At 41.9% G+C, this 21,917-nt stretch carries 21 protein-coding genes and 1 pseudogene; 15 read left to right on the top strand and 7 right to left on the bottom strand.

Features of this window, described 5'->3' with window-relative positions; translation table 11 throughout:
- Positions 1-112 precede the first annotated feature (112 nt).
- Positions 113-938 (top strand): annotated as a pseudogene (locus tag H6G32_RS24215) (RNA-guided endonuclease InsQ/TnpB family protein); the annotation flags it as partial.
- Between the two features lie 44 nt (positions 939-982).
- Here the strand turns inward: H6G32_RS24215 and lpxD are convergent.
- The 3 genes from lpxD to H6G32_RS24230 form a co-directional block, all read right to left on the bottom strand.
- On the bottom strand, positions 983-2,029 hold the full coding sequence (gene lpxD / locus H6G32_RS24220) for a UDP-3-O-(3-hydroxymyristoyl)glucosamine N-acyltransferase (RefSeq protein ID WP_190462974.1): 1,047 nt from the start codon (positions 2,027-2,029) through the stop codon (positions 983-985).
- 29 nt (positions 2,030-2,058) lie between these two features.
- Positions 2,059-3,297, bottom strand: coding sequence for an NAD(P)/FAD-dependent oxidoreductase (locus H6G32_RS24225; RefSeq protein ID WP_190463015.1), 1,239 nt, complete (start codon positions 3,295-3,297; stop codon positions 2,059-2,061).
- Between the two features lie 198 nt (positions 3,298-3,495).
- Positions 3,496-3,690, bottom strand: a complete 195-nt coding sequence (locus H6G32_RS24230) for a hypothetical protein (RefSeq protein ID WP_190462975.1) — start codon at positions 3,688-3,690, stop codon at positions 3,496-3,498.
- Between the two features lie 364 nt (positions 3,691-4,054).
- Here H6G32_RS24230 and H6G32_RS24235 point away from each other — a divergent pair, with 364 nt between their 5' ends.
- The gene (locus tag H6G32_RS24235; protein ID WP_190462977.1) at positions 4,055-4,612 is read left to right on the top strand and encodes an SRPBCC family protein; all 558 of its coding nucleotides are present in this window, start codon (positions 4,055-4,057) and stop codon (positions 4,610-4,612) included.
- A gap of 572 nt (positions 4,613-5,184) precedes the next feature.
- Here H6G32_RS24235 and clpB read toward each other — a convergent pair.
- Positions 5,185-7,800: an ATP-dependent chaperone ClpB gene (gene clpB / locus H6G32_RS24240; RefSeq protein WP_190462980.1), complete on the bottom strand. Its 2,616-nt coding sequence runs from the start codon at positions 7,798-7,800 to the stop codon at positions 5,185-5,187.
- 506 nt (positions 7,801-8,306) lie between these two features.
- Here clpB and H6G32_RS24245 point away from each other — a divergent pair.
- The 5 genes from H6G32_RS24245 (at position 8,307) to H6G32_RS24265 (ending at position 12,802) form a co-directional block, all read left to right on the top strand.
- Positions 8,307-8,714: a hypothetical protein gene (locus H6G32_RS24245; protein ID WP_190463017.1), complete on the top strand. Its 408-nt coding sequence runs from the start codon at positions 8,307-8,309 to the stop codon at positions 8,712-8,714.
- A gap of 3 nt (positions 8,715-8,717) precedes the next feature.
- Complete coding sequence (locus H6G32_RS24250; RefSeq protein ID WP_190462981.1) at positions 8,718-8,972, top strand: TIGR02450 family Trp-rich protein; 255 nt, start codon at positions 8,718-8,720, stop codon at positions 8,970-8,972.
- A gap of 574 nt (positions 8,973-9,546) precedes the next feature.
- Positions 9,547-10,413: a ferredoxin:protochlorophyllide reductase (ATP-dependent) iron-sulfur ATP-binding protein gene (gene bchL / locus H6G32_RS24255; protein WP_015208400.1), complete on the top strand. Its 867-nt coding sequence runs from the start codon at positions 9,547-9,549 to the stop codon at positions 10,411-10,413.
- A gap of 25 nt (positions 10,414-10,438) precedes the next feature.
- The gene (locus H6G32_RS24260; RefSeq protein ID WP_190462984.1) at positions 10,439-11,245 is read left to right on the top strand and encodes a DUF5331 domain-containing protein; all 807 of its coding nucleotides are present in this window, start codon (positions 10,439-10,441) and stop codon (positions 11,243-11,245) included.
- 153 nt (positions 11,246-11,398) lie between these two features.
- The gene (locus H6G32_RS24265) at positions 11,399-12,802 is read left to right on the top strand and encodes a ferredoxin:protochlorophyllide reductase (ATP-dependent) subunit N (RefSeq protein ID WP_190462986.1); all 1,404 of its coding nucleotides are present in this window, start codon (positions 11,399-11,401) and stop codon (positions 12,800-12,802) included.
- Positions 12,803-13,116: 314 nt separating this feature from the next.
- Here the strand turns inward: H6G32_RS24265 and sipA are convergent, their stop codons facing one another.
- A complete protein-coding gene (gene sipA, locus H6G32_RS24270; RefSeq protein WP_190462988.1) occupies positions 13,117-13,365 on the bottom strand; it encodes a regulatory protein SipA in 249 nt (82 codons plus the stop codon).
- 228 nt (positions 13,366-13,593) lie between these two features.
- Positions 13,594-14,079, bottom strand: coding sequence for a Spy/CpxP family protein refolding chaperone (locus H6G32_RS24275; RefSeq protein WP_190462990.1), 486 nt, complete (start codon positions 14,077-14,079; stop codon positions 13,594-13,596).
- Positions 14,080-14,291: 212 nt separating this feature from the next.
- Here H6G32_RS24275 and H6G32_RS24280 point away from each other — a divergent pair, with 212 nt between their 5' ends.
- The 7 genes from H6G32_RS24280 to H6G32_RS24310 all read left to right on the top strand — a co-directional run bounded on the left by H6G32_RS24280 (position 14,292) and on the right by H6G32_RS24310 (position 20,108).
- On the top strand, positions 14,292-15,512 hold the full coding sequence (locus H6G32_RS24280) for a sensor histidine kinase (protein WP_190462993.1): 1,221 nt from the start codon (positions 14,292-14,294) through the stop codon (positions 15,510-15,512).
- The gene (locus H6G32_RS24285) at positions 15,509-16,171 is read left to right on the top strand and encodes a response regulator (RefSeq protein WP_190462995.1); all 663 of its coding nucleotides are present in this window, start codon (positions 15,509-15,511) and stop codon (positions 16,169-16,171) included. The genes H6G32_RS24280 and H6G32_RS24285 overlap by 4 nt, the downstream gene beginning before the upstream one ends.
- Before the next feature lie 394 nt (positions 16,172-16,565).
- Complete coding sequence (locus H6G32_RS24290; protein ID WP_190462997.1) at positions 16,566-17,036, top strand: hydrocarbon-binding protein; 471 nt, start codon at positions 16,566-16,568, stop codon at positions 17,034-17,036.
- Between the two features lie 97 nt (positions 17,037-17,133).
- Positions 17,134-17,505 carry a roadblock/LC7 domain-containing protein gene (locus tag H6G32_RS24295; protein WP_190462999.1) on the top strand — a complete coding sequence of 124 codons (372 nt, stop codon included), beginning with the start codon at positions 17,134-17,136 and terminating at the stop codon, positions 17,503-17,505.
- Positions 17,506-17,682: 177 nt separating this feature from the next.
- Positions 17,683-18,222 carry a GTP-binding protein gene (locus tag H6G32_RS24300; RefSeq protein WP_190463001.1) on the top strand — a complete coding sequence of 180 codons (540 nt, stop codon included), beginning with the start codon at positions 17,683-17,685 and terminating at the stop codon, positions 18,220-18,222.
- Positions 18,223-18,528: 306 nt separating this feature from the next.
- The gene (locus H6G32_RS24305) at positions 18,529-19,401 is read left to right on the top strand and encodes a DUF4388 domain-containing protein (RefSeq protein ID WP_190463003.1); all 873 of its coding nucleotides are present in this window, start codon (positions 18,529-18,531) and stop codon (positions 19,399-19,401) included.
- Between the two features lie 152 nt (positions 19,402-19,553).
- Positions 19,554-20,108: a protoglobin domain-containing protein gene (locus H6G32_RS24310; RefSeq protein WP_190463004.1), complete on the top strand. Its 555-nt coding sequence runs from the start codon at positions 19,554-19,556 to the stop codon at positions 20,106-20,108.
- Between the two features lie 227 nt (positions 20,109-20,335).
- On the opposite strand, the gene H6G32_RS24315 is transcribed toward H6G32_RS24310, so the two are convergent.
- Complete coding sequence (locus H6G32_RS24315) at positions 20,336-20,767, bottom strand: nucleoside deaminase (RefSeq protein WP_190463019.1); 432 nt, start codon at positions 20,765-20,767, stop codon at positions 20,336-20,338.
- 200 nt (positions 20,768-20,967) lie between these two features.
- Here H6G32_RS24315 and H6G32_RS24320 point away from each other — a divergent pair, with 200 nt between their 5' ends.
- Positions 20,968-21,759 (top strand): ion transporter, encoded by a 792-nt coding sequence (locus H6G32_RS24320; protein WP_190463006.1) that lies wholly within the window; start codon positions 20,968-20,970, stop codon positions 21,757-21,759.
- Positions 21,760-21,917 lie beyond the last annotated feature (158 nt).

Genomic DNA, 21,917 nt, shown 5'->3' on the forward strand with positions numbered 1-21,917 from the left:
GGTACATCGTAAATCCTTGCCTGGCAAGACTTTGAGTTTTATTTATAAATTTTAATTTAGTGTCTAAAGTTGTCTAAAAAGCCAACTACCGCATAAAGGGAGCGGTAGAACCAAAAAAGTTAAAAAATACAAATCTTTCACGCTAAAACAAGCTGGTTATAAGTTCTTAGGTGGTAATAGAGTTAAAATAGGGAATCGAGTTTATCAATTCTGTCAGTCCAGAGAGATAGAAGGAAAAATCAAAACATTAACCATAAAACGTACACCACTAGGTGAGTTATTTCATGGTGATAGTGATTGATAGTTATGCCGAGTCAGAAGTCAAATCAACGACTGGTAAGATCGCGGGATTTGATTTTGGCTTAAAGACATTTCTCACTTGCTCTGAGGTCATTTTAATCGAATCACCTCAATTCCTCAAACAGTTTCTCAATGCCATTAAGAGAGCAAATAGAAGTCACTCCAAAAAGCTAAAAGGGTCAAATAATCGTGAACGAGCTAGGAAAAATTTAGTTCGTAAACAGGAAGATGTTTCCAATCGTAGGTGTGATTGGTTCTGGAAATTAGCCCATAAATTAACAGATAAGTTTGATATTTTGTGTTTTGAAACTTTGAATCTCAAAGGTATGCAATGTCTTTGGGGCTCGAATATATCAGACTTAGCTTTTAGAGAGTTTCTACAAATCCTAGAATGGGTTGCCAAAAAGAAAGGAAAGCAAGTTGTTTATATAGAGCAGTGGTATCCATCTAGTAAAACTTGCTTTAATTGTGGTCAGATTTTAGAAGATTTGGATTTATCCGTTAGAGAATGGCGTTGTCCGTCTTGTCAATCAATTAATGGACGTGATCAGAACGCTGCGAAAAATATTCAAGCAGTCGGGGCATCGACTGTTGGGTTAGGTGATGTCAGACGGGCTATGCCCGCAATTGCTGTTTGACCACAGAATCTCGGCCCTTCTAGGGCGGGGAGTATGTCAACTGTTCACTTTTCCCCTAGTTGGCGTTGTAATTGTTTCAGCGTTTGATACATATCTGGCAAGCGGTTATAAATAGCAGCTACTTTGAGATATAGTTTGTGAGAAATCGCCGGACTGCCGGAGACAATCTCTCCTGGTGCAATATTATTGTGAATTCCAGTTTGAGCTGATGCGATCGCACCATCGCCGATTTTCACCTGATTGGCAACTCCCACCTGTCCTGCCAAAATCACGCGATTGCCTACTTTCACTCCTCCGGCTAATCCAACCTGTCCTGCAATAGCACAGCCATTACCTATTTGGCCACCGTGTCCTATTTGTACTAAATTATCAATTTTGGTATTACGACCTACCCGTGTTTCACCAACTGCTGGGCGGTCAATAGCACTGTTACAGCCCACTTCTACCCCATCTTCTAAGACGGTATAACCAGATTGTTCCATTTTGAACCAACCGCTACGGGTAGGCACAAAGCCAAAGCCCTCAGCACCAATGACAGCGCCACTGTGAATTACACAATCTGCACCGATGCGGGTGCGTTCTTGGATGGTGCAGTTAGCGTGTAAAGTGGTGCGATCGCCAATTTTGGCATCTGGATAAATCACCACATTGGGATGAATAATTGCATTATTGCCAATTTCCACTCCTGGCTGAATCACAACATGAGCGCCAATATAAACATCACTACCAATTTTCGCCGTGGGGTGAATCACGGCACTTTGATGAATGGATGGTGTTGGGCGATATGGTTGATAGAAAATAGCGATCGCTTTAGCAAACAACAATCGTGGCTCTGGGGACGCTAGCCAAACAATACCCCTCTCAAGTGCCAGCACCTGCAATTTTTCGTCTAGAGGCAAAATTAAAGCACTAGCCTCAGTCTGGCTCACATAAGAGGCAAATTTTGCTCCTTCTATATAGCTAAGAGTACCAATGGTAGCTGCATCCAAGGGTGCTACCCCGCTAATATCTGGGTCATAGTCTGGGTTAGCGGTGAGGCTGTGGTTGGTGACGGCGTCGCCCAATAAGTTAACGATTTCGCTGAATTTCATGATTTATAACTATCTCTGCTGATTTTGCCCTAATCTATATTTCCCATAGCCTTTCCAGCTAAATAGGCGGTTGTCCAAGCACTTTGGAAGTTAAAACCGCCGGTAACGCCATCAATATCTAATATTTCCCCAGCAAAGTACAGACCAGGAACTAAGCGACTTTCCAGGGTCTTGAAATTTACTTCTTTGAGCTTGACGCCGCCACAGGTGACAAATTCTTCTTTAAATGCTCCTTTGCCGCTAATTAAATATTCCCCTTGGGTGAGTTCCAGCACCAGCTGATTTAATTTTTTGTTAGGTAGTCCAGCCCAACGGTCTTCTGTGGTAATCTCTGCACGGGCGATTATATATTGCCAGAGGCGATGGGGTAAATCAATACCGCGATGTAAGGCGATCGCTTTTTGGGGCCATTCTTGCTTCACAGCTAATAATTTTTGCCGCACCTGTTCTTGTTGTAAATCGGGCAACCAATTGATCAATAATTTGGCTTGATAACGGGACTCATGCAGAACTCTTGCACCCCAAGCAGAAAGCTTGAGTACAGCTGGGCCACTCAAACCCCAGTGGGTAATTAGCAACGGGCCTGTCTGTTGGAGTGGGGATTTTCCGCCCACTGATAACCGCAACTGCACAGGATTGACGCTAATTCCTGCCAACGCCCGCAGCTTGGGGTCGGGAATGTTAAAGGTAAATAAGGAGGGGACGGGTGGTTCAATTTGATGACCTAACTCCCTAGCGATTTTATAACCGATCAGACTGCTGCCTGTGGCCAGAAGTAGGCGATCGCAATTTTTTGTTTCTCCCGACTTGAGACTAATTTCAAATCCCGCTGCTGGGGATGTTCGTTTTACTGAAACTACGGGCGTACCGATGCGAAGTTCTACCCCAGCAATCGCCGCAGTTTTGATCAAACATTCCACAATGGTTTCGGAAGTATTGGTTACGGGAAACATCCGGCCATCGGCTTCAATGTTCAGATATACTCCCCTCTGAGCAAACCAAGCTGCTGTATCTTTAGCTTGAAAACGAGTGAACGCAGAGAGTAGGGCTTTTGCGCCTCTGGGGTAATTTTGCACCAAACGCTCTGGTTCAAAGCAAGCATGAGTGACGTTACAGCGTCCCCCACCAGAAATCAGTACTTTCGCTAATGGTTGGCGACTGGCTTCGAGTAATGTGACGCGGGCATGAGGGTTAGCTTGAGCGCAGGCGATCGCGCCAAAAAATCCCGCTGCCCCACCCCCAATAACTACAATGTTTAACGGTAACAAGTTCAAAAATATCTCAATAGCAGCTACCTTCTAGGCTAGCCCTTATTTTCACACTTCCACTAGCTCAAATTTATCTTTTATTCTATTGACGAACTATAGGTTCAAAACAGCGGCATATTCAAAAAAAAATACCCAGTGTTGTGCCTTTTGGGTTTGCAGGCACATGGAAATCTGCCTAGTTCGATTTTAACCCTGATATTAAAAACGCCACCATACCCTTTGGGCGTAACTGATCAGCGCCACAGTGATTGCCCCCAGTAACAGCAGCCAAATTATGCCGCCAGGAATAAAAGTCAGAATGCCAAAGCCTCTCAGTACCCAAACGGCTATTCCCAAGCCGAGTAAGATGCCAAAAGTCTGGGCTAATTTGCGATTTAAGGAAGATTGATTCACCTAATTTCCCTCTCAACTTAAAATAAAGTTATGGTTACACCTAACAAAGAAGCATTTCCTGCAGAAAATTTCTGCTGGGATGCTTAAATCGTATTTGTGCCATTCTAGCTGTGATTAACTCCGGTTTTCATCCACAAAGTGTTGCCCTAGAAAAGACAGCTTCAGTATATGGATTGTAAACTATCGTACTAAAAACGATTTTACAAGTAGTTTACTGGAATAATGATCTAAAAATGGTCATGTCCGGAAAATCTATAAAATGTCCTGGAACTAAAGTTGTGTGGGTTAAACTCGATCAAGTTTAATGGTTTGTAGTTTTAGCCCCTTGGAAATGTGGATGAGTTGAGGAGTAACTAAAATCACTATGTCTGCGTCTTATATCTCAGACTCAACTACTACAGGTTCGGATATGCCTTGGAGTCAAGACAAGCAAAGGTTGCTGATACAGGGTGAAGTTTTGGTACAAACGCGATCGCACACGACGTGGGGTGGTGCTGTGACTGCGAGTATGTATTTACCGTTAGTGCGATCGTATGTATGGCAGCAAGTCACTGATTACCCCCGTTGGGTGCAATATTTCCCCGATATCACCAAAAGCGAAGTTTTGTCCAAAGGTGAGACCAAGTACTTATATCAAGCAGCACAAAAAGCTTTTTTCTTTGTCACCGCGCAAGTTGAAATTTACCTGCACGTTGTAGAAGTGTTGGGACAGCAAATTCAATTTCGCATGGAAAAGGGAACCTTTGAAGACTTTAATGCTAATTTAGAGCTAAAAGATTGCGGTAATGGCACAATACTTGCTTACACAGTGCAAGCAACACCTAATATTCCCATACCCTCAATTTTCGTTCAACAAGCAATGAACTTTGAGTTGCCTGCCAATCTACGCAAAATGCGGCAAGTGCTTTGTAAAGGTCAATAACAGCAATGTCCCAGGCAAATTAGGAACACTACCAAGACGCTTTCTCCACAGGAGAAAGCGTTTTTAATAATTGGTAATTACTAACCGTATGCAGATAAATTCAGTGAATCATTAGACAAAGTTGCTTCACTCTCAAACCATAACTGATCTAGTTCACGTTCATTGAAAGTGTAGCCAAGAGTAGCAGCAAAATTTATAATTTTAGTTTTATCCCAATGGCAACTGGCGAAAATGCCACGCCTACAGCATTTATTAAAGTATTGTTCATAAATGACTTGATCCGATATCAAAACTTCATAAAAGGCGTTAACCTGGGATAATGACATCAAATTTTATCTCCGGGAATTTAAATTTTTGCATCTCTTAAAAAATACATTGACTCACCAGAAAATTCCGGGTGATATCATCCCAGATGCATAAACAATTAAAAATAGAGGACTGTTACATAAGGGGATTTAAACCCCGACTGTAGCAAGATCCCCCAGGTTAACACAACCTACGTGTAGACTTATGCCCTTGGTGTTTAACAACAAGATCCCCGACTTCTCTAAGAAGTCGGGGATCTAAGCATTTCAGGTAAACACTTCAATCGGTAAGCGACTGAAGGAAAGGCGTTCGTTTTGCACATCGACAAAGATAGTGTCGCCGTCATTGAATTCGCCGCGCAGGATGGCTTTGGCAATTTGAGTTTCTAACTCTCGTTGAATTGCTCGCTTCAGCGGCCTAGCTCCAAAAACAGGGTCATATCCCACTTCTGCCAAAAAGTCAACAGCAGCATCTGTGAGCCTGAGGGATATTTTGCGTTGGCTTAATCTTTGTCGCAGTCTATCTACTTGCAACAACACAATCTGCCGCAATTCTGATTTCTGCAAGCTGTGGAAGATGATAATTTCATCAACACGGTTGAGGAACTCTGGACGGAAGCTATTTCGCATCGCCTCCATCACCCGATGTTGCATTTCATCATAGCGGGAATCATCCCCTGCAATATCGAGAATGTACTGGGAACCGATATTGCTAGTCATGATGATGATACAGTTCTTGAAGTCCACCCTATGACCTTGGGCATCAGTGACACGACCATCATCGAGAATTTGCAGGAAAATATTAAAGACATCGGGGTGTGCTTTCTCGATTTCGTCGAAGAGAATCACAGCGTAAGGACGACGGCGAATCACCTCAGTTAATTGCCCGCCTTCTTCATAACCCACATATCCCGGAGGCGCACCGATGAGGCGAGAAACTGTGTGTTTCTCCATGTACTCTGACATATCAATTCGCACCAAAGCATCTTCTGTGTCGAACATATACGCCGCCAGTGCTTTGGCTAATTCGGTTTTACCTACACCAGTAGGCCCAAGAAAAATAAAACTAGCAATGGGACGATTAGGATCAGCAAGTCCAGCACGGGAACGTTGAATTGCATCTGCTACAGCTGTGACTGCTTCAGCTTGTCCGACGACGCGGCGGTGCAGTTCCGCTTCTAAGTGCAGTAATTTTTCTTTTTCTGATTCCACCAGTTTACTGATGGGAATCCCCGTCCACTTAGAAATAATTTCGGCAATATCAGCTTCTGTGACTTCTTCCCGCAAAAGTGATTTTCCAGTTCCTTGGGCTTGGGTAAGTTCAGTTTCTGCGGCTTCCAATTGACGGTGCAGGCTTGTTAGCATACCATACTTCAACTCCGCCGCCCGGTTGAGGTCGTAGTTTCTTTCTGCTTGTTGAATTTCTAAGTTAACTCGGTCAATCTCTTCTTTAACAGACTGAATTTTGTTGATGATGTCTTTTTCTGATTGCCATTGGGCGCTGAGGGTTCTTTGTTCTTCTTTAAGATCCGCTAGTTCTTTTTCTATTTTTTCTAGGCGTTCACGAGAAGCAGCATCACTTTCTTTTTGCAGGGAAAGCTTTTCCATTTCCAGTTGCAAAATTTTGCGGTCTATTTCGTCTAGTTCTTCAGGCTTAGAGGTAATCTCCATTTTCAATTTAGCCGCGGCTTCGTCAACCAAGTCGATGGCTTTGTCTGGTAAGAAGCGATCGCTAATATAGCGACTAGATAAAGTAGCCGCAGCCACCAAAGAACTATCAGAAATCTTTACCCCGTGGTGGACTTCATAACGTTCTTTCAACCCACGCAAAATAGAAATAGTATCTTCCACGTTGGGCTGATCTACATAAACCTGCTGGAAGCGTCGTTCTAAAGCAGCATCTTTTTCGATATGCTTACGGTATTCATCCAACGTTGTCGCCCCAATACAGCGCAATTCTCCTCGGGCCAACATCGGTTTTAACAAGTTACCGGCATCCATTGCCCCTTGAGTCGCACCTGCACCGACTACGGTGTGAATTTCATCAATAAATAAAACAATATTACCGCCAGATTCGGTAACTTCTTTTAACACTGCTTTCAAGCGTTCTTCAAATTCACCTCGGAATTTTGCCCCCGCAATTAAAGCGCCCATATCTAAAGATATTAGCATCCGGTCTTTCAGGGACTGGGGAACATCACCAGCAACGATCCGCTGTGCTAGTCCTTCTGCGATCGCAGTTTTTCCTACACCCGGTTCACCAATCAGCACAGGATTATTTTTTGTCCGGCGAGAGAGAATCTGAATCGTCCGCCGAATCTCATCATCCCGTCCAATCACTGGATCTAGTTGACCTTTACGAGCCGCTTCTGTGAGGTCACGGCCATATTTTTCCAGCGATTGGTATTTTCCTTCTGGGCTTTGGTCGGTCACTTTCTGGCTCCCGCGAATTTGTTGAATGATATTCTTGAGCTTGCCTTCGTCTAAACCAAATTCTTGGAATAATCCTTTACCAAAACGGTCATCTTTGGCATAAGCCAGGACTAAATGTTCAATTGAGATATATTCATCTTTAAATTCCTGGCGATATGCGTCCGCCCGGTCTAAAAGTGTATCTAGACTCCGTCCTAAATAAACGGAGGTGCTGCTACCTGATACCTTTGGCTGACGGCGGAGAAATTGGTCGGTGCGATCGCGCACTTTTTGCTCATTGGCACCCGCTTTAGTGAAAATAGCACTGGCTAGACCATCTTGTTCCAGCAGGGCTTTCATTAGGTGTTCGCTTTCTATCTGCTGCTGATGGTATTGTTTGACAACATCTTGGGTATGGGCGATTGCTTCCCAGGCTTTTTCTGTAAATTTGTTTGGATTAGTAGGTTGCATAAGCTTTAGACAAACCACGACGGACGCAAAGAGGCGGATACTAGCGCGAGGAAACCCCCTTTGAGCCAAGTGTCCCTCGCAAATAGAACAAGAATTAGTTTTGTTCTCATAGCGTCATTGTAAAAAGAAGCGAGGGACTAGCTGGATCGGTGATCACATCTTTATAAAGTAGTAGTATTACCGCCTATGCAAAAAACCTCCTAAAACTCTGCGAACCTCCGCGTTGAATTTTCCCTTGGGAAAAACCTGTCCAAAATTGGCGGTTCCAATGCACCGAAGGCGGCTTTGACAATCTCGGTTTCACCCAAAATATTAGGTGATGCCACCAAAAAGCGTCCGATTTTACCCATCTAACGGGTAGATTTTGGATCAGGAACCGCCAATGAAAGGATAACTTTAATCAAGCCCCTCATCTATTTGAGCTTCGGCGCAACTAGGAGCATGATACTAGGAAGGAGTCAAAGTATCAGTTACCATAAACCCAAGTCGGATAGTGGATGCTGAAGATGAATGACCCTTACGACTTTGAGGATGATGACTTTGACTTTGAAAACGAGGATTTATTTAAAATGAATCCCGTTAGTAAAATGACTGAAGGCGAAAGACTACAGCGGTTTAAGCGGTTTTTTGACAGTAGCAGCCGTGCTATGTTGCAAGACTGTCTCTTTCGCATAGTCGATCATGAAGATGGTACGGGTACCTTAGAGATTCTCTGTCCAAATGAAGCAGTTCGGCAACGCCTATCTAAAAAAAAGCGCAAAATTCTTAACAACATTCACGGCTGTTGGAGCCATATCAGATGGTTTGCTTTATGTATCGAGCAAGATGGCAAGCTAAATTGTCAGACTTTCAACCGCAACGGCGATTTAATCCCTCCTGAGAAAGACATGAGGAGAATGACCAATGACCAATGACCAATGACCAAAAAGCAAAAATTTCCTTATCTAGTCGGTTCTAAGTGGACAGCACAGCAAAAAGTTGATGGTTGGCGACACTTCCAAGTTGTCAACCGAAAAAATCAGGGTAAATGGGTGTACGCGGAAATGGTTGCTGCCTGTGACCCCAACGTACGCTTCTGGCTCAATGCCAAATTATTACAAGACAATTCTCAGTGGCAAGCTGGTTGGCAAACATTACAGGAAATCGCTGCCATCAAAGAGGATGCGTTCTGATACCCGCAAGTCTCCTTTTTTCAGGCTGGAGAATAAATTTTAGCCAAATATTGGCTAATTTAATATTTATTTACAAACTAATTAAGTAATTACTCATAACCAGCACTGATGCAGTCTGGCAAGTTGGCTTCAACCTGCCAGTTTGTCAGCTATGAAAGCTTACACTGCTATTCACAGCTTAAGTCTGACAATCTCTCACTTCGTCTTTGCCATAAGTCTAAGAGCTAGCAAATATCCTGGTTTAATAATCAGCTATTTCTATGAAAAGCATTGAAACAAGGCAATTACATAATTTTGTCTTTTGTAACTAATTTTATTTATTTAGAAAATAAAAGTCTTTATTTAGAATCTTTAGATTAAATTAGGCTTTTAAATCCAATAAAAGTGCAAAAATGACTAACTAAATTGATAACTCAACATCTTAGACCCATGTACAGATTACTAAGTACTTTATTTTCCTGGCAATTTAGCCAATAATGGCAATCACATACCTCACGCATCGCCAAATCAGTCCAGGTGAAGGCAAATGTTTGAGTCACCAGTTTGACAAAAAAACTATAAGAGGCAAACAACAGTGAAACTAGCAGTTTATGGAAAAGGTGGAATCGGCAAATCCACAACGAGCTGTAACATCTCCGTCGCCCTAGCCAAACGCGGCAAAAAAGTTCTACAAATAGGCTGTGACCCCAAACATGACAGCACCTTTACCCTCACCGGGTTTTTGATTCCGACGATTATCGACACCCTGCAAGAAAAAGACTATCACTACGAAGATGTCTGGCCGGAAGATGTAATTTACAAAGGCTATGGCGGTGTTGATTGCGTCGAGGCTGGTGGCCCACCTGCGGGCGCTGGCTGCGGTGGCTATGTAGTAGGCGAAACAGTCAAATTACTTAAAGAACTCAACGCCTTCGATGAGTACGACATAATTCTGTTTGATGTCTTGGGTGACGTTGTTTGCGGTGGTTTTGCCGCACCTCTCAACTATGCAGATTACTGCCTGATTGTTACTGACAATGGTTTTGATGCTTTGTTTGCTGCCAATCGGATTGCTGCTTCAGTGCGCGAAAAGGCACGGACTCACCCACTACGTCTAGCTGGATTAATTGGTAATCGCACTTCCAAGCGTGACTTGATTGAAAAATATATCGAAGCTGTGCCGATGCCAGTACTCGAAGTATTACCTTTAATTGAAGATATCCGTGTTTCCCGCGTTAAAGGCAAGACTTTGTTTGAGATGGCTGAGTCAGATCCTTCTCTGGACTACGTTTGCGATTATTACCTCAGCATCGCCGACCAAATTCTTGCTCGTCCCGAAGGTGTCGTTCCGAACGATACACCAGACCGTGAGTTGTTTTCTTTGTTATCTGATTTTTATCTAAATCCGAGTAAACCCCAGGTTACTAATGCAGAAGAGGAATTAGACTTGATGATTGTATAAATCATTTAGTTCTCAGGATGGGAATATGGCTTTCTTTCAAAGTTTTACAGATTCAATAAAGCAGAAGTGGTTGCAATTTTTTCAGGTAAATCGCGACTGGATTTCCCTGCAAATGGAAGTGGAATCAGTTTATACTCCTGACGGCGGGAAGCGACCACCTTCTTTCCTCATCCTGGGAGTTGTAAATGCGCTGGAACCCAAGCTAGCGCAGTTAATGTTTCCTTTTGCCAAACTGAATCCTGACGCTGATACCCTGATTGAGGTGTTGGAGTTAAATTTTGACCCAGACATCGCCCTCGGTAATCGCTTCATTCCCAAAGTAGAAACAGAGACTTATGAGTATAAGTCAGGGGTAATTGTTGATGACGTCCCCGAAGATGAAACCTTGACCAATGACCAGTTGCCTGGTTTTGAGGAGGAGGGGGTTACTCAAGAGTTCACAATTGAGGATGACGATCAACAAGACCTGATGGTCAGCGAGTTAGAGGAAACCCCCAATGAATTGGGCGAGATTTCTTTATCCAACGGGAACAACTCAAAAGATGAGTCCGACGCGTCACTCAGTCTAGAAATGGGTGATGAGTTTGGGGATATTTCCTTTGATGCGGTAACAGACGATAGCGCGACGTTAAATGAAGGAGATATGGAAGACGAGGTGCTTGCCGATCTGAGTACGACAGACGTAAATGCTTTTAGCGACGTGTTGTCGGATGTTTGGGGCGATGAAACATCTCTGCAAAAGGGTGAAGAAAATAATGACTTTTTGGGAGAAGAACTGCCGTCTGGCGTTTTTGACGAATCAGAAATTGCCCGTCTCTTCCCCAATTCTTAATTATTGCCATTCCTATTGAATCTAGGGATGGCTGGCTGGTGTCATATACCACCCATCATGGCGGTTTAGGGGAGAAAATAAATTTTCCCCTAGATGCCAGAGCTATATCCACCTGCCTTGTTAGCTTTAAATATTAAGGGGAGAAAAACCAAAATGACTGTCGCTCAACAACCAGAAGCTTTAAATTTTGAATGTGAAACTGGGAATTACCACACCTTTTGCCCAATCAGCTGCGTGGCGTGGTTATACCAAAAAATTGAAGATAGCTTCTTTTTGGTGATTGGGACAAAAACTTGTGGCTACTTCCTGCAAAATGCGATGGGGGTGATGATTTTTGCTGAACCCCGCTATGCAATGGCAGAGTTGGAAGAAGGGGATATTTCGGCACAGCTGAGTGATTATGAAGAGTTAAAGCGGTTATGTGAGCAGATTAAACGCGATCGCAATCCTAGTGTAATTGTTTGGATTGGCACTTGCACGACGGAAATTATTAAAATGGACTTGGAAGGCTTGGCTCCCAAGTTAGAATCTGACATTGGTATTCCCATCGTTGTCGCCCGTGCCAATGGTCTAGACTACGCATTTACCCAAGGAGAAGACACTGTGTTAGCCGCTATGGCTAATCGTTGTCCCGAAAAGGCCCCTGTATCAGAAACAGACAAAAACGAGCGTAACGCCATTCAGAAGCTACTTAACTTCGGCAAGAAAAAAGAAGAAGTTGCTCAAGATGAATCTGAATATGTAGATCATAAACCCCTAGTTCTTTTCGGCTCCCTTCCTGACCCTGTGGTGACGCAGTTAACCTTGGAATTGAAGAGACAAGGTATTAAGGTTTCTGGCTGGCTACCTGCAAAGCGCTTCACTGAACTGCCAGTAATCGAAGAAGGCTATTATGTCGCTGGTGTCAACCCCTTCCTCAGTCGCACTGCTACAACTTTAATGCGTCGCCGCAAGTGTAAACTCATCGGCGCACCCTTCCCCATTGGCCCCGATGGTACCCGCGCTTGGATTGAAAAAATCTGCTCTGTACTCGGCATTACTCCTCAAGGTTTAGATGAGCGGGAAGCGCAAATTTGGGAAGGCTTGGAAGAATATGTGAAACTGATTCGCGGTAAGTCTGTGTTTTTCATGGGTGATAACTTGCTGGAAGTTTCCCTAGCACGGTTCTTGGTGCGTTGCGGAATGACGGTTCAGGAAATCGGTATTCCCTACATGGATAAGCGCTATCAAGCTGCTGAGTTGGCTTTGCTGGAAAAGACTTGTCACGAAATGGGTTCACCTCTACCAACAATTGTGGAGAAGCCAGATAATTACAATCAAGTACAGCGGATTTATGAGTTGAAACCAGATTTGGTTATTACTGGTATGGCTCACGCTAACCCTCTGGAAGCAAGGGGTATTAATACTAAATGGTCTGTGGAGTTTACTTTTGCTCAAATTCACGGTTTTACTAATGCCCGTGATGTTCTGGAGTTGGTAACTCGTCCCCTACGTCGCAATAACAACTTGAAAGATTTGGGTTGGGATAAGCTGGTGAGAACAGAAGCGAAGATTTAGCTGAAACAGCATTCATCATGACAGAGACATTAATGCGGCGAAAAATCTCAAAAATGAAGGCTTGCGTGTATTGGCGTTGGGAACCAGCGTTATTGCTCCTGAAGGCTATGTAAGACCAAAACAGTATGGGCGTAAGTCTACTACTGTGGCGGCTGTGGTTGTTGAAAGGAGAAGCCCACACTCTACCCGCTTCGGGTGAGTGTGTGGTAGTTCACATCCCCATGTCTAAAGCCAGGGGATGGGAGTAATTACTTGTCCGTTTTTCGGTAAACCAAGAATCATTACTTAACACAAGTTAACATTCTTGGCCGCTGCTATTCTGATTCTAAGTGAGATTTGAGAGCATTTTCTGTACTTTCAATGTATTGACTATCCAGGAGAAAGGCTCCCTTAGCAAAGCGGATACCCCAATATCCTCCGGGACGACGGTCTAGAACTATACCCTCTTCGCCAATATAAATCACATCAGGGGGGCGCAGCATGGGCATAGGTTCAGCGGTTTTGATGTAGGGCGGTAGGGCCACAACACGGACTTTACTACCAATAGCGAATTCTTGAGACATCTTTTAGACAACTAGAAGTTTGACTTTAGTCTTGACAGGTTTTTCCCAAGAGGGCAAGGATGAGTCCTGGTAGGGAGAGACTTTTTAACTTTATCTCAATTTGGGATTGGGAATTTTGAAGGGTGAGTTTATTCCCACCCAGCTTTTTAACCTGCGATGCCTCGAGTATTTAGGCTCTAATTTTAGTTGTGTCTATGTTGGACTTTAGTAGCAGTTTTTGTAGATAGATTAGAGATTGCCTTGTTGACGACGCCCACGAGCATTTTCCCGGAACTGCTTCATTTGTTGCAGCTGTTCGGGTGTGAAAACAGCTTCGGTCTGTTGTTTAGAGGACTCCATGATCTTCTTGATTTGGGCTTTTTGCGCTTCAGATAGATTCAACGCCGCAAAACCCTTCTTTCCACCCTCACCTCTTTGTTGTGGACGCTGACCCTGACCTCTTTGTCCTTGGTATTCAGCTTTTAATTTCTCCATCTGTGCCTTTTGTTCTGGGGTGAGAATTTGATCAATTTGGGCGCGGGTACTCTGGCGAATCGCCTGGAGTTTGCTTTTTTGGGCATCTGTTAGGTTGAGTTTTTGCCAAGGGCCCTTTTCTGTGGCTTGTGCAACTAATAGGGGTGAAGAGGAGGCTGTTTGCGCTTCGACAGCGAAGGGGATTGCAGTTAAACCGAGGGCGAACGCACCAGCGATAAATGATAATGTTTTGAGTTTCATGGATTGCCTTGTGTTGTTTCTGATTTCGATGCCACCATCATAGAAAATAATCTCCAGTAGCCACATGAGGAGAAAGTCACGGTTATACCCATGACGAAAGTAATGACTTAACTCTAAATAATGTGAAAAGTGATTAAGTAGAAAATACACTGGGTATATAAAAAAAGCAGACTTAAAGAAGTAGGCTTTAATAATTCACAATCTAAAATGGTATGAATCGTCCGATTCAATTTAAAAATCATCCTTTTCGGTTTCTGCTTTATTTGGAGTGGATCTTACTAGCGATCGCAGTTTTGACGGCTATGCTGCCATCTCCTTCACCGCGATTTGCTAACACAGTCCCAGAACTGGCAATTTTTAGTCTGACTATTTTTGGGTTAATGGGGTTAAGATTGCCCACTAGTAATAATATAGTTAAAATAACCTACACAGCTTGTGAGATTTTATTACTGTTATTAACTGGAGCTTATGGTGGTAGAACCGCTCGCTTATTTCCGTTCCTCTATATAATTTTAGTAACTCGTAGTTGCTTAATTTTTCAGCAGCTTGGGCGGTTGGTAGTTACCTGTCTATCGTTTATCTTATTTTTGCTGACCCTCAATTATCGGTCGCCAAAATTCCCACTACCGCCACAGGTACAGGAAAGATTACAGGAAAGATTTTGGTTTTTTACTTTGAGTTTAGTATTATTATTTGGCTTAAGTTTAGTGTTTGTATTGCTATTGATGAATACAGTTTTATCAGAGCGCCAGAGTCGAGAAAAACTGGCGATCGCTAACGAAAAGCTCCGTGAATATGCTCTACAAATTCAAAACCAAGCCACTTTAGAAGAACGTAACCGCATCGCTCGTGAAATCCATGATTCATTAGGACATTCCCTGACTGCTTTGAATCTGCAATTAGAAACTGCTGTCAAACTTTTCCCATCTAATCCAACTAAAGCACAGATGTTTTTGGCGAGAGCTAAAGAACTAGGTTCTAAAGCCTTGCAAGATGTGCGACAATCAGTTTCAACCATGCGGAATCACCCCTTACAAGAGCAATCTTTAGAACAGGCAATTGGTATACTCGCCGAAGATTTTCACCGCTCAAATGGTGTTTTACCAATTTATCAAATCAACCTTATCTATCCCCTGCCAACTGAAATTAGCACCGCCATCTATCGCATTAGCCAAGAATCATTGACAAATATCTCTAAATATGCCAAAGCATCAGCAGTTAAACTGGAATTAACTATGACAGCAGAAAATTTAAGGTTAATTATTCAGGATAATGGTAGAGGTTTTGATTTACAGCAAAATAGCACTGGTTTTGGATTACAAAGTATGCGCGATCGCACTTTAGCACTAGGAGGTGAGTTGAAGATTAACAGCGCTCATGGTTGTGGTTGTCAAATTATAGTCGATATTCCCTTATCTAGGTTAAAACGATGATTAAAGTATTACTTGTAGATGATCAAAGTTTAATTCGTCAAGGATTAAAAGCATTATTGGAACTAGAAGCAGATTTAGAAATAGTGGGAGAGGCAGAAAACGGTGAAATTGCCATTGATTTGGTTGCTCAATTACAACCAGATGTGATTATGATGGATATTAGAATGCCAATTATGGACGGAGTTGCCGCCACGCGAGAAATCCAAAAGCGTTTTCCTGGCATCAAAATTTTAGTATTGACAACCTTTGATGATGACCAATATGTGACTGCGGCGTTACAAAATGGCGCAATGGGTTATTTACTCAAAGATACACCCTCAGAAGAGTTAGCTGTCGCCATTCGCGCTGTTCATAAAGGATATACTCAACTCGGGCCAGGAATAGTTAAAAAACTTCTGACTCAGTTTTCCACTATGGGATCAATCCAGACGCCGCCAGCGCCACCTAGTTTAGCCGAACTGACTCCAAGAGAAAAAGAGGTTTTGCGGTTAATTGCCACCGGTGCTAGTAATAGAGAAATTGCTCAGGAACTTTACATTTCTGAAGGGACTGTGAAAAACCATGTAACGAATATTTTAAATAGGCTAAATTTGCGCGATCGCACTCAAGCAGCTATTTTTGCCAATACATATTTATCCTATTTAGAACAGCATAGCTGAAAAAATCAAAACTTAAAATAGTAATTATTACCTATATACTTAGTCAAAAATTTAGATAGTAACTATTACCTATATAACCAGAATTATTGCTGTTGATATAGAACTTGGCGAAATATACCTAATTAACATTTGTAACAGTTTAACTATTCCGTAATCGCTCGGTTTGATAATAACTTAGCCCCAAGCATAATAAATTGAGTCAGGGAACTGATAGGAAAAAACCAATTTAAAGAGTTCCACAACTACTTAAATATCAATTCGGCATAGCGTTTAAAGCCTGAGCTTTCATACTTATCGAACCATTGTATAATTAGTTGCTTTTGTGCCCATACCTACTCTTAGAACTCACCTTATTTAAGGTTTGTTCACCATAACTCTACCTTTAAAAAAATTTATGCCAGATTTATTGCGAAAAGAACTAGGGGATTTTAACAGCATTGCCTGTTTCAAAGCCGCGGTTGTCGGGATAGAAGATACCCTAGGAGAAAAAGCTACAGCCATTGCCCTAATCTCAGCAGGTCGTGCGCGAGGTAAAAAACTAGCTCAAGATTTAGGCTTTTTAGGAGGGTTAACTTCCTTAGAGGAGGCAACCGAAAAATTGAAGCTGGCTTTAGGTAAAGAGGGAACACGGTTGTGCATTATTGAGAAAATTACCTGTGTTGACGATGCCATTAAAGTGTACACCTCTGAAACCGTTTGTTCTGCCGGAGAACCGCCAGGTTCAAACCGTAAATGTACTTTCACAATGGGTGCGGTGTGGGGAGCTATCGAGCAACTGCTTGGCAAGCGGTTAAAGGGGGTACACATCGAATCGGTACTTCGGGGCGGAACTCACGATGTATTTGAGTTTACGCCCTTGGAGTAATATATGCATAAGTCAAAACCATACAAATTTTCCAATTTGAATTTGCAACAATTCCAAATTCAAACCTCACAAAATTAGAACAATAGAGAATAATCAAATGGCAATTAATACAGAAAAACTTACTCTTGTTTTGCAAAACTTCGTTACTGCTACAACTGATGTTCAGGGAGCAGCGCTTGTTACACCCGACGGTCTACCTTTGGGAGCCAGTTTACCCGGTGGAATGGACGAAGAACGGGTATCAGCAATGTCAGCTTCTATGCTTTCTTTAGGCGAACGCATTGGAGTTGAGTTAGCTAGAGGCTCTGTTGACCGCATCTTTGTTGAAGGTAACAAGGGATTTGGTATTTTGACTGGCTGCGGCGAAGATGCTGTCTTACTCGTCTTAGCAAGTGAGACTGCTAAACAAGGATTACTGATGCTAGAAATCAAGCGTGTTCTCGCCGAACTAAAGCTGATTTTGATGTAATTCATTAGCCTTGTTCAATTCGACATCAAAGGTAACTAAATTAAAAGTTCCCTTGTAGACAAATACTTCGGTCTCTAGGGAACTTTACATTTGCCAAATAAAAGCCGTTAAAGCGATTGAAGATTTAGTATTCACCACTGATTAATCATTATTTGTTTGTTGATGGAGTAAAAAACTATGGAAATTATGCGCTTGATTGTCACCGGAACGGTAGGCGCTGGCAAGTCCACTTTCATCCGTTCGATTAGTGAAATTGAAGTAGTAGACACAGATACCCGCGCAACTGACGAAACAGCATTATTAAAGAAAAGAACCACTGTCGCCCTTGACTTCGGTCGGTTGCAATTTGGCCCTGACATGGCGCTACACCTTTATGGCACACCTGGTCAGTCTCGCTTTGATTTTATGTGGGATATTTTGATTCGCAAGGCTCACGCTTATATCTTACTGGTAGCGGCCCATCGACCTAGAGAATTTCGTCAGGCACGTAAAATTATCAACTTTATGAACCAGCGGATGCAGATTCCCATGATTATCGGTCTCAGCCATACCGATTGTCCTGGAGCTTGGTCTGAGGAAGATATTTTCTTCGCCCTTGGGTACGTAAATGAGAATGACCGACCCCCGATAGTACAGGTGAACCCAACGGAAAGAGAGTCTGTAGGTGAGGCGGTGATTACTCTAGTACAGTACTTGATGGAAAGTTGTGCAGTTTAATCTATTTGATAAAATCTTTAGTATGGTTTTACCAATTAAATAGGAACTTAATTGAGATTAAATCAACATATATTTATTGCTGATTTAATAATTCCCCATGAATGTAGCTTGATCAAAAATTGATCAAGCTTTAAATCTGGTTGGAATTTTTCTAAGCCCGTATTTTTGCCTCCGTATTTTTCCCATGTAAAAAATACCTAAAATCTTAAGAAATAGTAAAGACACGGATTTAAATACAGTAGAGTACAAGGTAATATAAATCCATACAGCCAAAAGATTATTTTAACCAATTTAAAAAGGAAAATTATGGCTATTACTGGTAATTTTGCGGATTTTTCTTTGCCAGAACTTCTTCAATTTTTAGATCATGGAAAAAAGACAGGAGTGCTTCAGATTCAGTTTTCATCTGAACAGGCTGAGAATAGAGTTAAGCAAGTCTACTACATCTGGTTACATCAAGGGCGCATCATTACCGCAGCCGATCGCTTGGATCAAAAAGGCTTGACGTCAATGATTACTCAACGGGGATGGATTAGCGAACGCGTTATCTCTAGAGTCACTCAAATTTCCTCCAGTGCCATATCTACACCCCTGGGACTATTCCTCAAGTCTCAAGGAATGCTGCAATCGGAACAACTGAAACTTTTATTTAACGTCCAGGTACTGCGGCCAATATGTGCTTTATTTCAAATTCAGAATGGTCAATTTACATTTAATCCACTAGACAAGTTGCCGTTGCCTTTAGCAGAAATGACTGGTCTCAGTATGTCAGCCACTGAGGTCATACTCATGGGTTTGCGCGCGCTGCGAGACTGGAAAGCCCTGGCAGAAAAATTGCCAGATTGCTCCTCAGGCTTGACAAGTTTAGTTACAAAACAACCCCAGATGCAACTCAATGCTCAAGAGTGGCAAGTATGGGAATTTGTTAATGGTAATGTTTCCTTAAATAACATTGCCCATCACCTCAGAATACCTGTAGAAACTGTGCAGCAAATTGGCTTCAGACTAATCGTAGTCGGTTTGGTAGAAGAAAATTTTCTGGTTGCTCCTGCCTCTAAATTGCCTTTGGAAGAGTCCATTACCGAAGTCTTAGCTGAACCAGTGCCGGAGCCAAACCAAAAACCAACTGTTAGTCAGTCATTTCTCAAAAGCTTAGTGGGTTTTCTCCGGAGTAAGTAGTTAGTATACAGCAATTATCTAAGTTGCACAATATCGAGGTTGCCCCACTCATTAGGGGAACTAATTACATAAAATTTATTCTGTATTAGCGCCTCCAATGGTTTAATACAAAAGACCTATTTGATTACATTTACCCGGTTTTAGGATTAATTATGACTATAGAACCTCTCGCTTTTATGTCCACTATGGAAAAACGCATTGGTTTAACTTCTGAAGATAAGTCTCTTCTGAAGTCAAACGAAGCATGGGGACTAGAAGTTGCTTCAGAAATGGCAGATCATTTCTATGCTTACCTAGGGCGCGATCCTGAAATGAATGCCATTTTAAATGCAACGGAGGGACGAATTCATCGTTTACGAGAAACATTTGTTCAATGGTTTCATGAAATGTTTACCGGAATGGATGATTGGGGGAATGGTTATGCTCAACGTCGCTGGCGTATTGGGGTTGTTCATGTACAGATTGGTATTGGACCTCAGCACGTGGTTCCAGCCATGGCCGTTGTGGTTCATGAAGTTGGTAAAAAACTGAAACTCAGTGGTAAAACCGAGGCGTTACAACAATCCTTGGGTAGAATTTGCATGATTGATTTAGCTTTTATTGAGCAGGCTTACGTAGAAGTTTCTAGAACTGCCGTGCTTAAAGAAACTGGCTGGTCTGAGGCTTTGTTCAAACGGCTGATTACACATGGTGCAGCATCGATGTAGGCTAAATTTTAGGCGTTGCTGATTGAGAATATGAATTTGTTTCGCGCAGAGGCGCAAAGGCTCAAAGGTACGAAGAAAAAGAAGGGTAATTTTGGCATTTCATACTTTGATTCAGCAACGCCAAATTTTAATTACAGCCAGACTTAGATAAGTACTAACAAAATTGAGACCGCTATAGCATATTACTTTAGAGGGTGCGTTACACTACATTAATGCACCCTAAGTATTTAAGGTGATTTAAATAATTCCAGGCATTCAGTTCTTAAAATGCCTTTTGTCACCTTGATTTTTCTAAAAGATTTAGCGATAATTTCTTCACAAGATATATTAATTTGTCCCTGATTGAGGGAGATTAAATCTTCAATAGAAGCACCATAGATAATTTCTGAGATACCTGCCCACACACAAGCAGTTGCACACATCGGACAAGGTTCACCAGTTGTATATATGCTATAACCCTCTAAAGAAGGGTTTTTTAGTTTAGCTGTTAAACTCCGAATGACATTGATTTCTGCATGGGCAGATGGGTCGCTGTCTTGCCTGACAGTATTATAAGCTAGGGAAACAACTTGATTATCTTTCACAATCACTGCACCGTAAGGCGCATCCCCTTTTTTTGCTGCTTCCAGCGCTAGTTGCATAAAATATTCTTGGTTCATATTGGCGAGTGACGTTAGCATGATAAGTAGGTAGACATTATTAAATATAAAAGAAAAATTATCGCTCAGGGTAAGGCTTTTCACTCCCTAAAGTCCTGACTACGAACTTTCTTTTAATTTAATGTGTCTACTTAATGGTTAAGAATATCGTATTTTTTATGATCTTGCTGCGAGTTCATTCAAACTGATTTGTGCTATATATGTTACTGAGCCGGGAACAAACAGAATTCTATTTAACCGACCTAGAAACACCAATGGGTAAGGCGATTAATTTAACAATTGCTGCTTTGGTTTTCCTATCATCAGGAATATTTGTGGCTGAAACTTATAATATTCCTGATTCTGTGCGGTTACAGTTAAATTTAATAGATGCCGCCATATTAATAATTTTTGCGGTGGAATATGCAATTCGTTTGTGGAGTGCAGAAAATAAAATTAAGTATATTCTTAGCTTCTATTCAATTATTGACTTAATGGCAATTTTGCCATTTTTTCTAGGTGTAGTAGATATCCGCTTTATCCGTTTGTTGCGATGGTTTCGGATTTTACGCTTAATCAGGTTTATAGATCAAAAATTTTTATTTGGTAGTATCAGTACCGAAGATGGTGTAATTTTTGCGCGGATATTATTTACTTTATTTGCGATTATATTTGTTTATTCAGGCTTAATATATCAAGTTGAGCATCCGGTTAATCCTCAAGGTTTCAGCACTTTTTTGGATGCTGTTTATTTTTCTATAGTCACGATGACAACTGTAGGATTTGGCGATGTAACCCCTATTTCTGAATTAGGTCGCCTGTTAACAGTATTGATGATTTTGACAGGAGTTGCTTTAATTCCTTGGCAAATAGGTGATTTAATTAAGCGATTAGTGAAAACTGCTAATCAGGTAGAACTGATTTGTTCTGGTTGCGGTTTGGCTTTTCACGATGCAGATGCTGGGTTTTGTAAACGGTGCGGGACTCAGTTACTTACTAGAAAAGTTGAGTAAATATACAATTTAAAGCCAAATGCTGATTAATTCGGGTATAAATACCTAAGCCACCAAAGTTTGGGAAAATTAATGGTGTAGATTTGTAAGTTCTAAAGCGAATAATTTTGTTTAATTAATAAATTCGAAATCTGAGGAATGATTGCTTTAAAATATAG

Source organism: Cylindrospermum sp. FACHB-282 (genome assembly GCF_014697195.1).
Classification (GTDB): domain Bacteria; phylum Cyanobacteriota; class Cyanobacteriia; order Cyanobacteriales; family Nostocaceae; genus Cylindrospermum.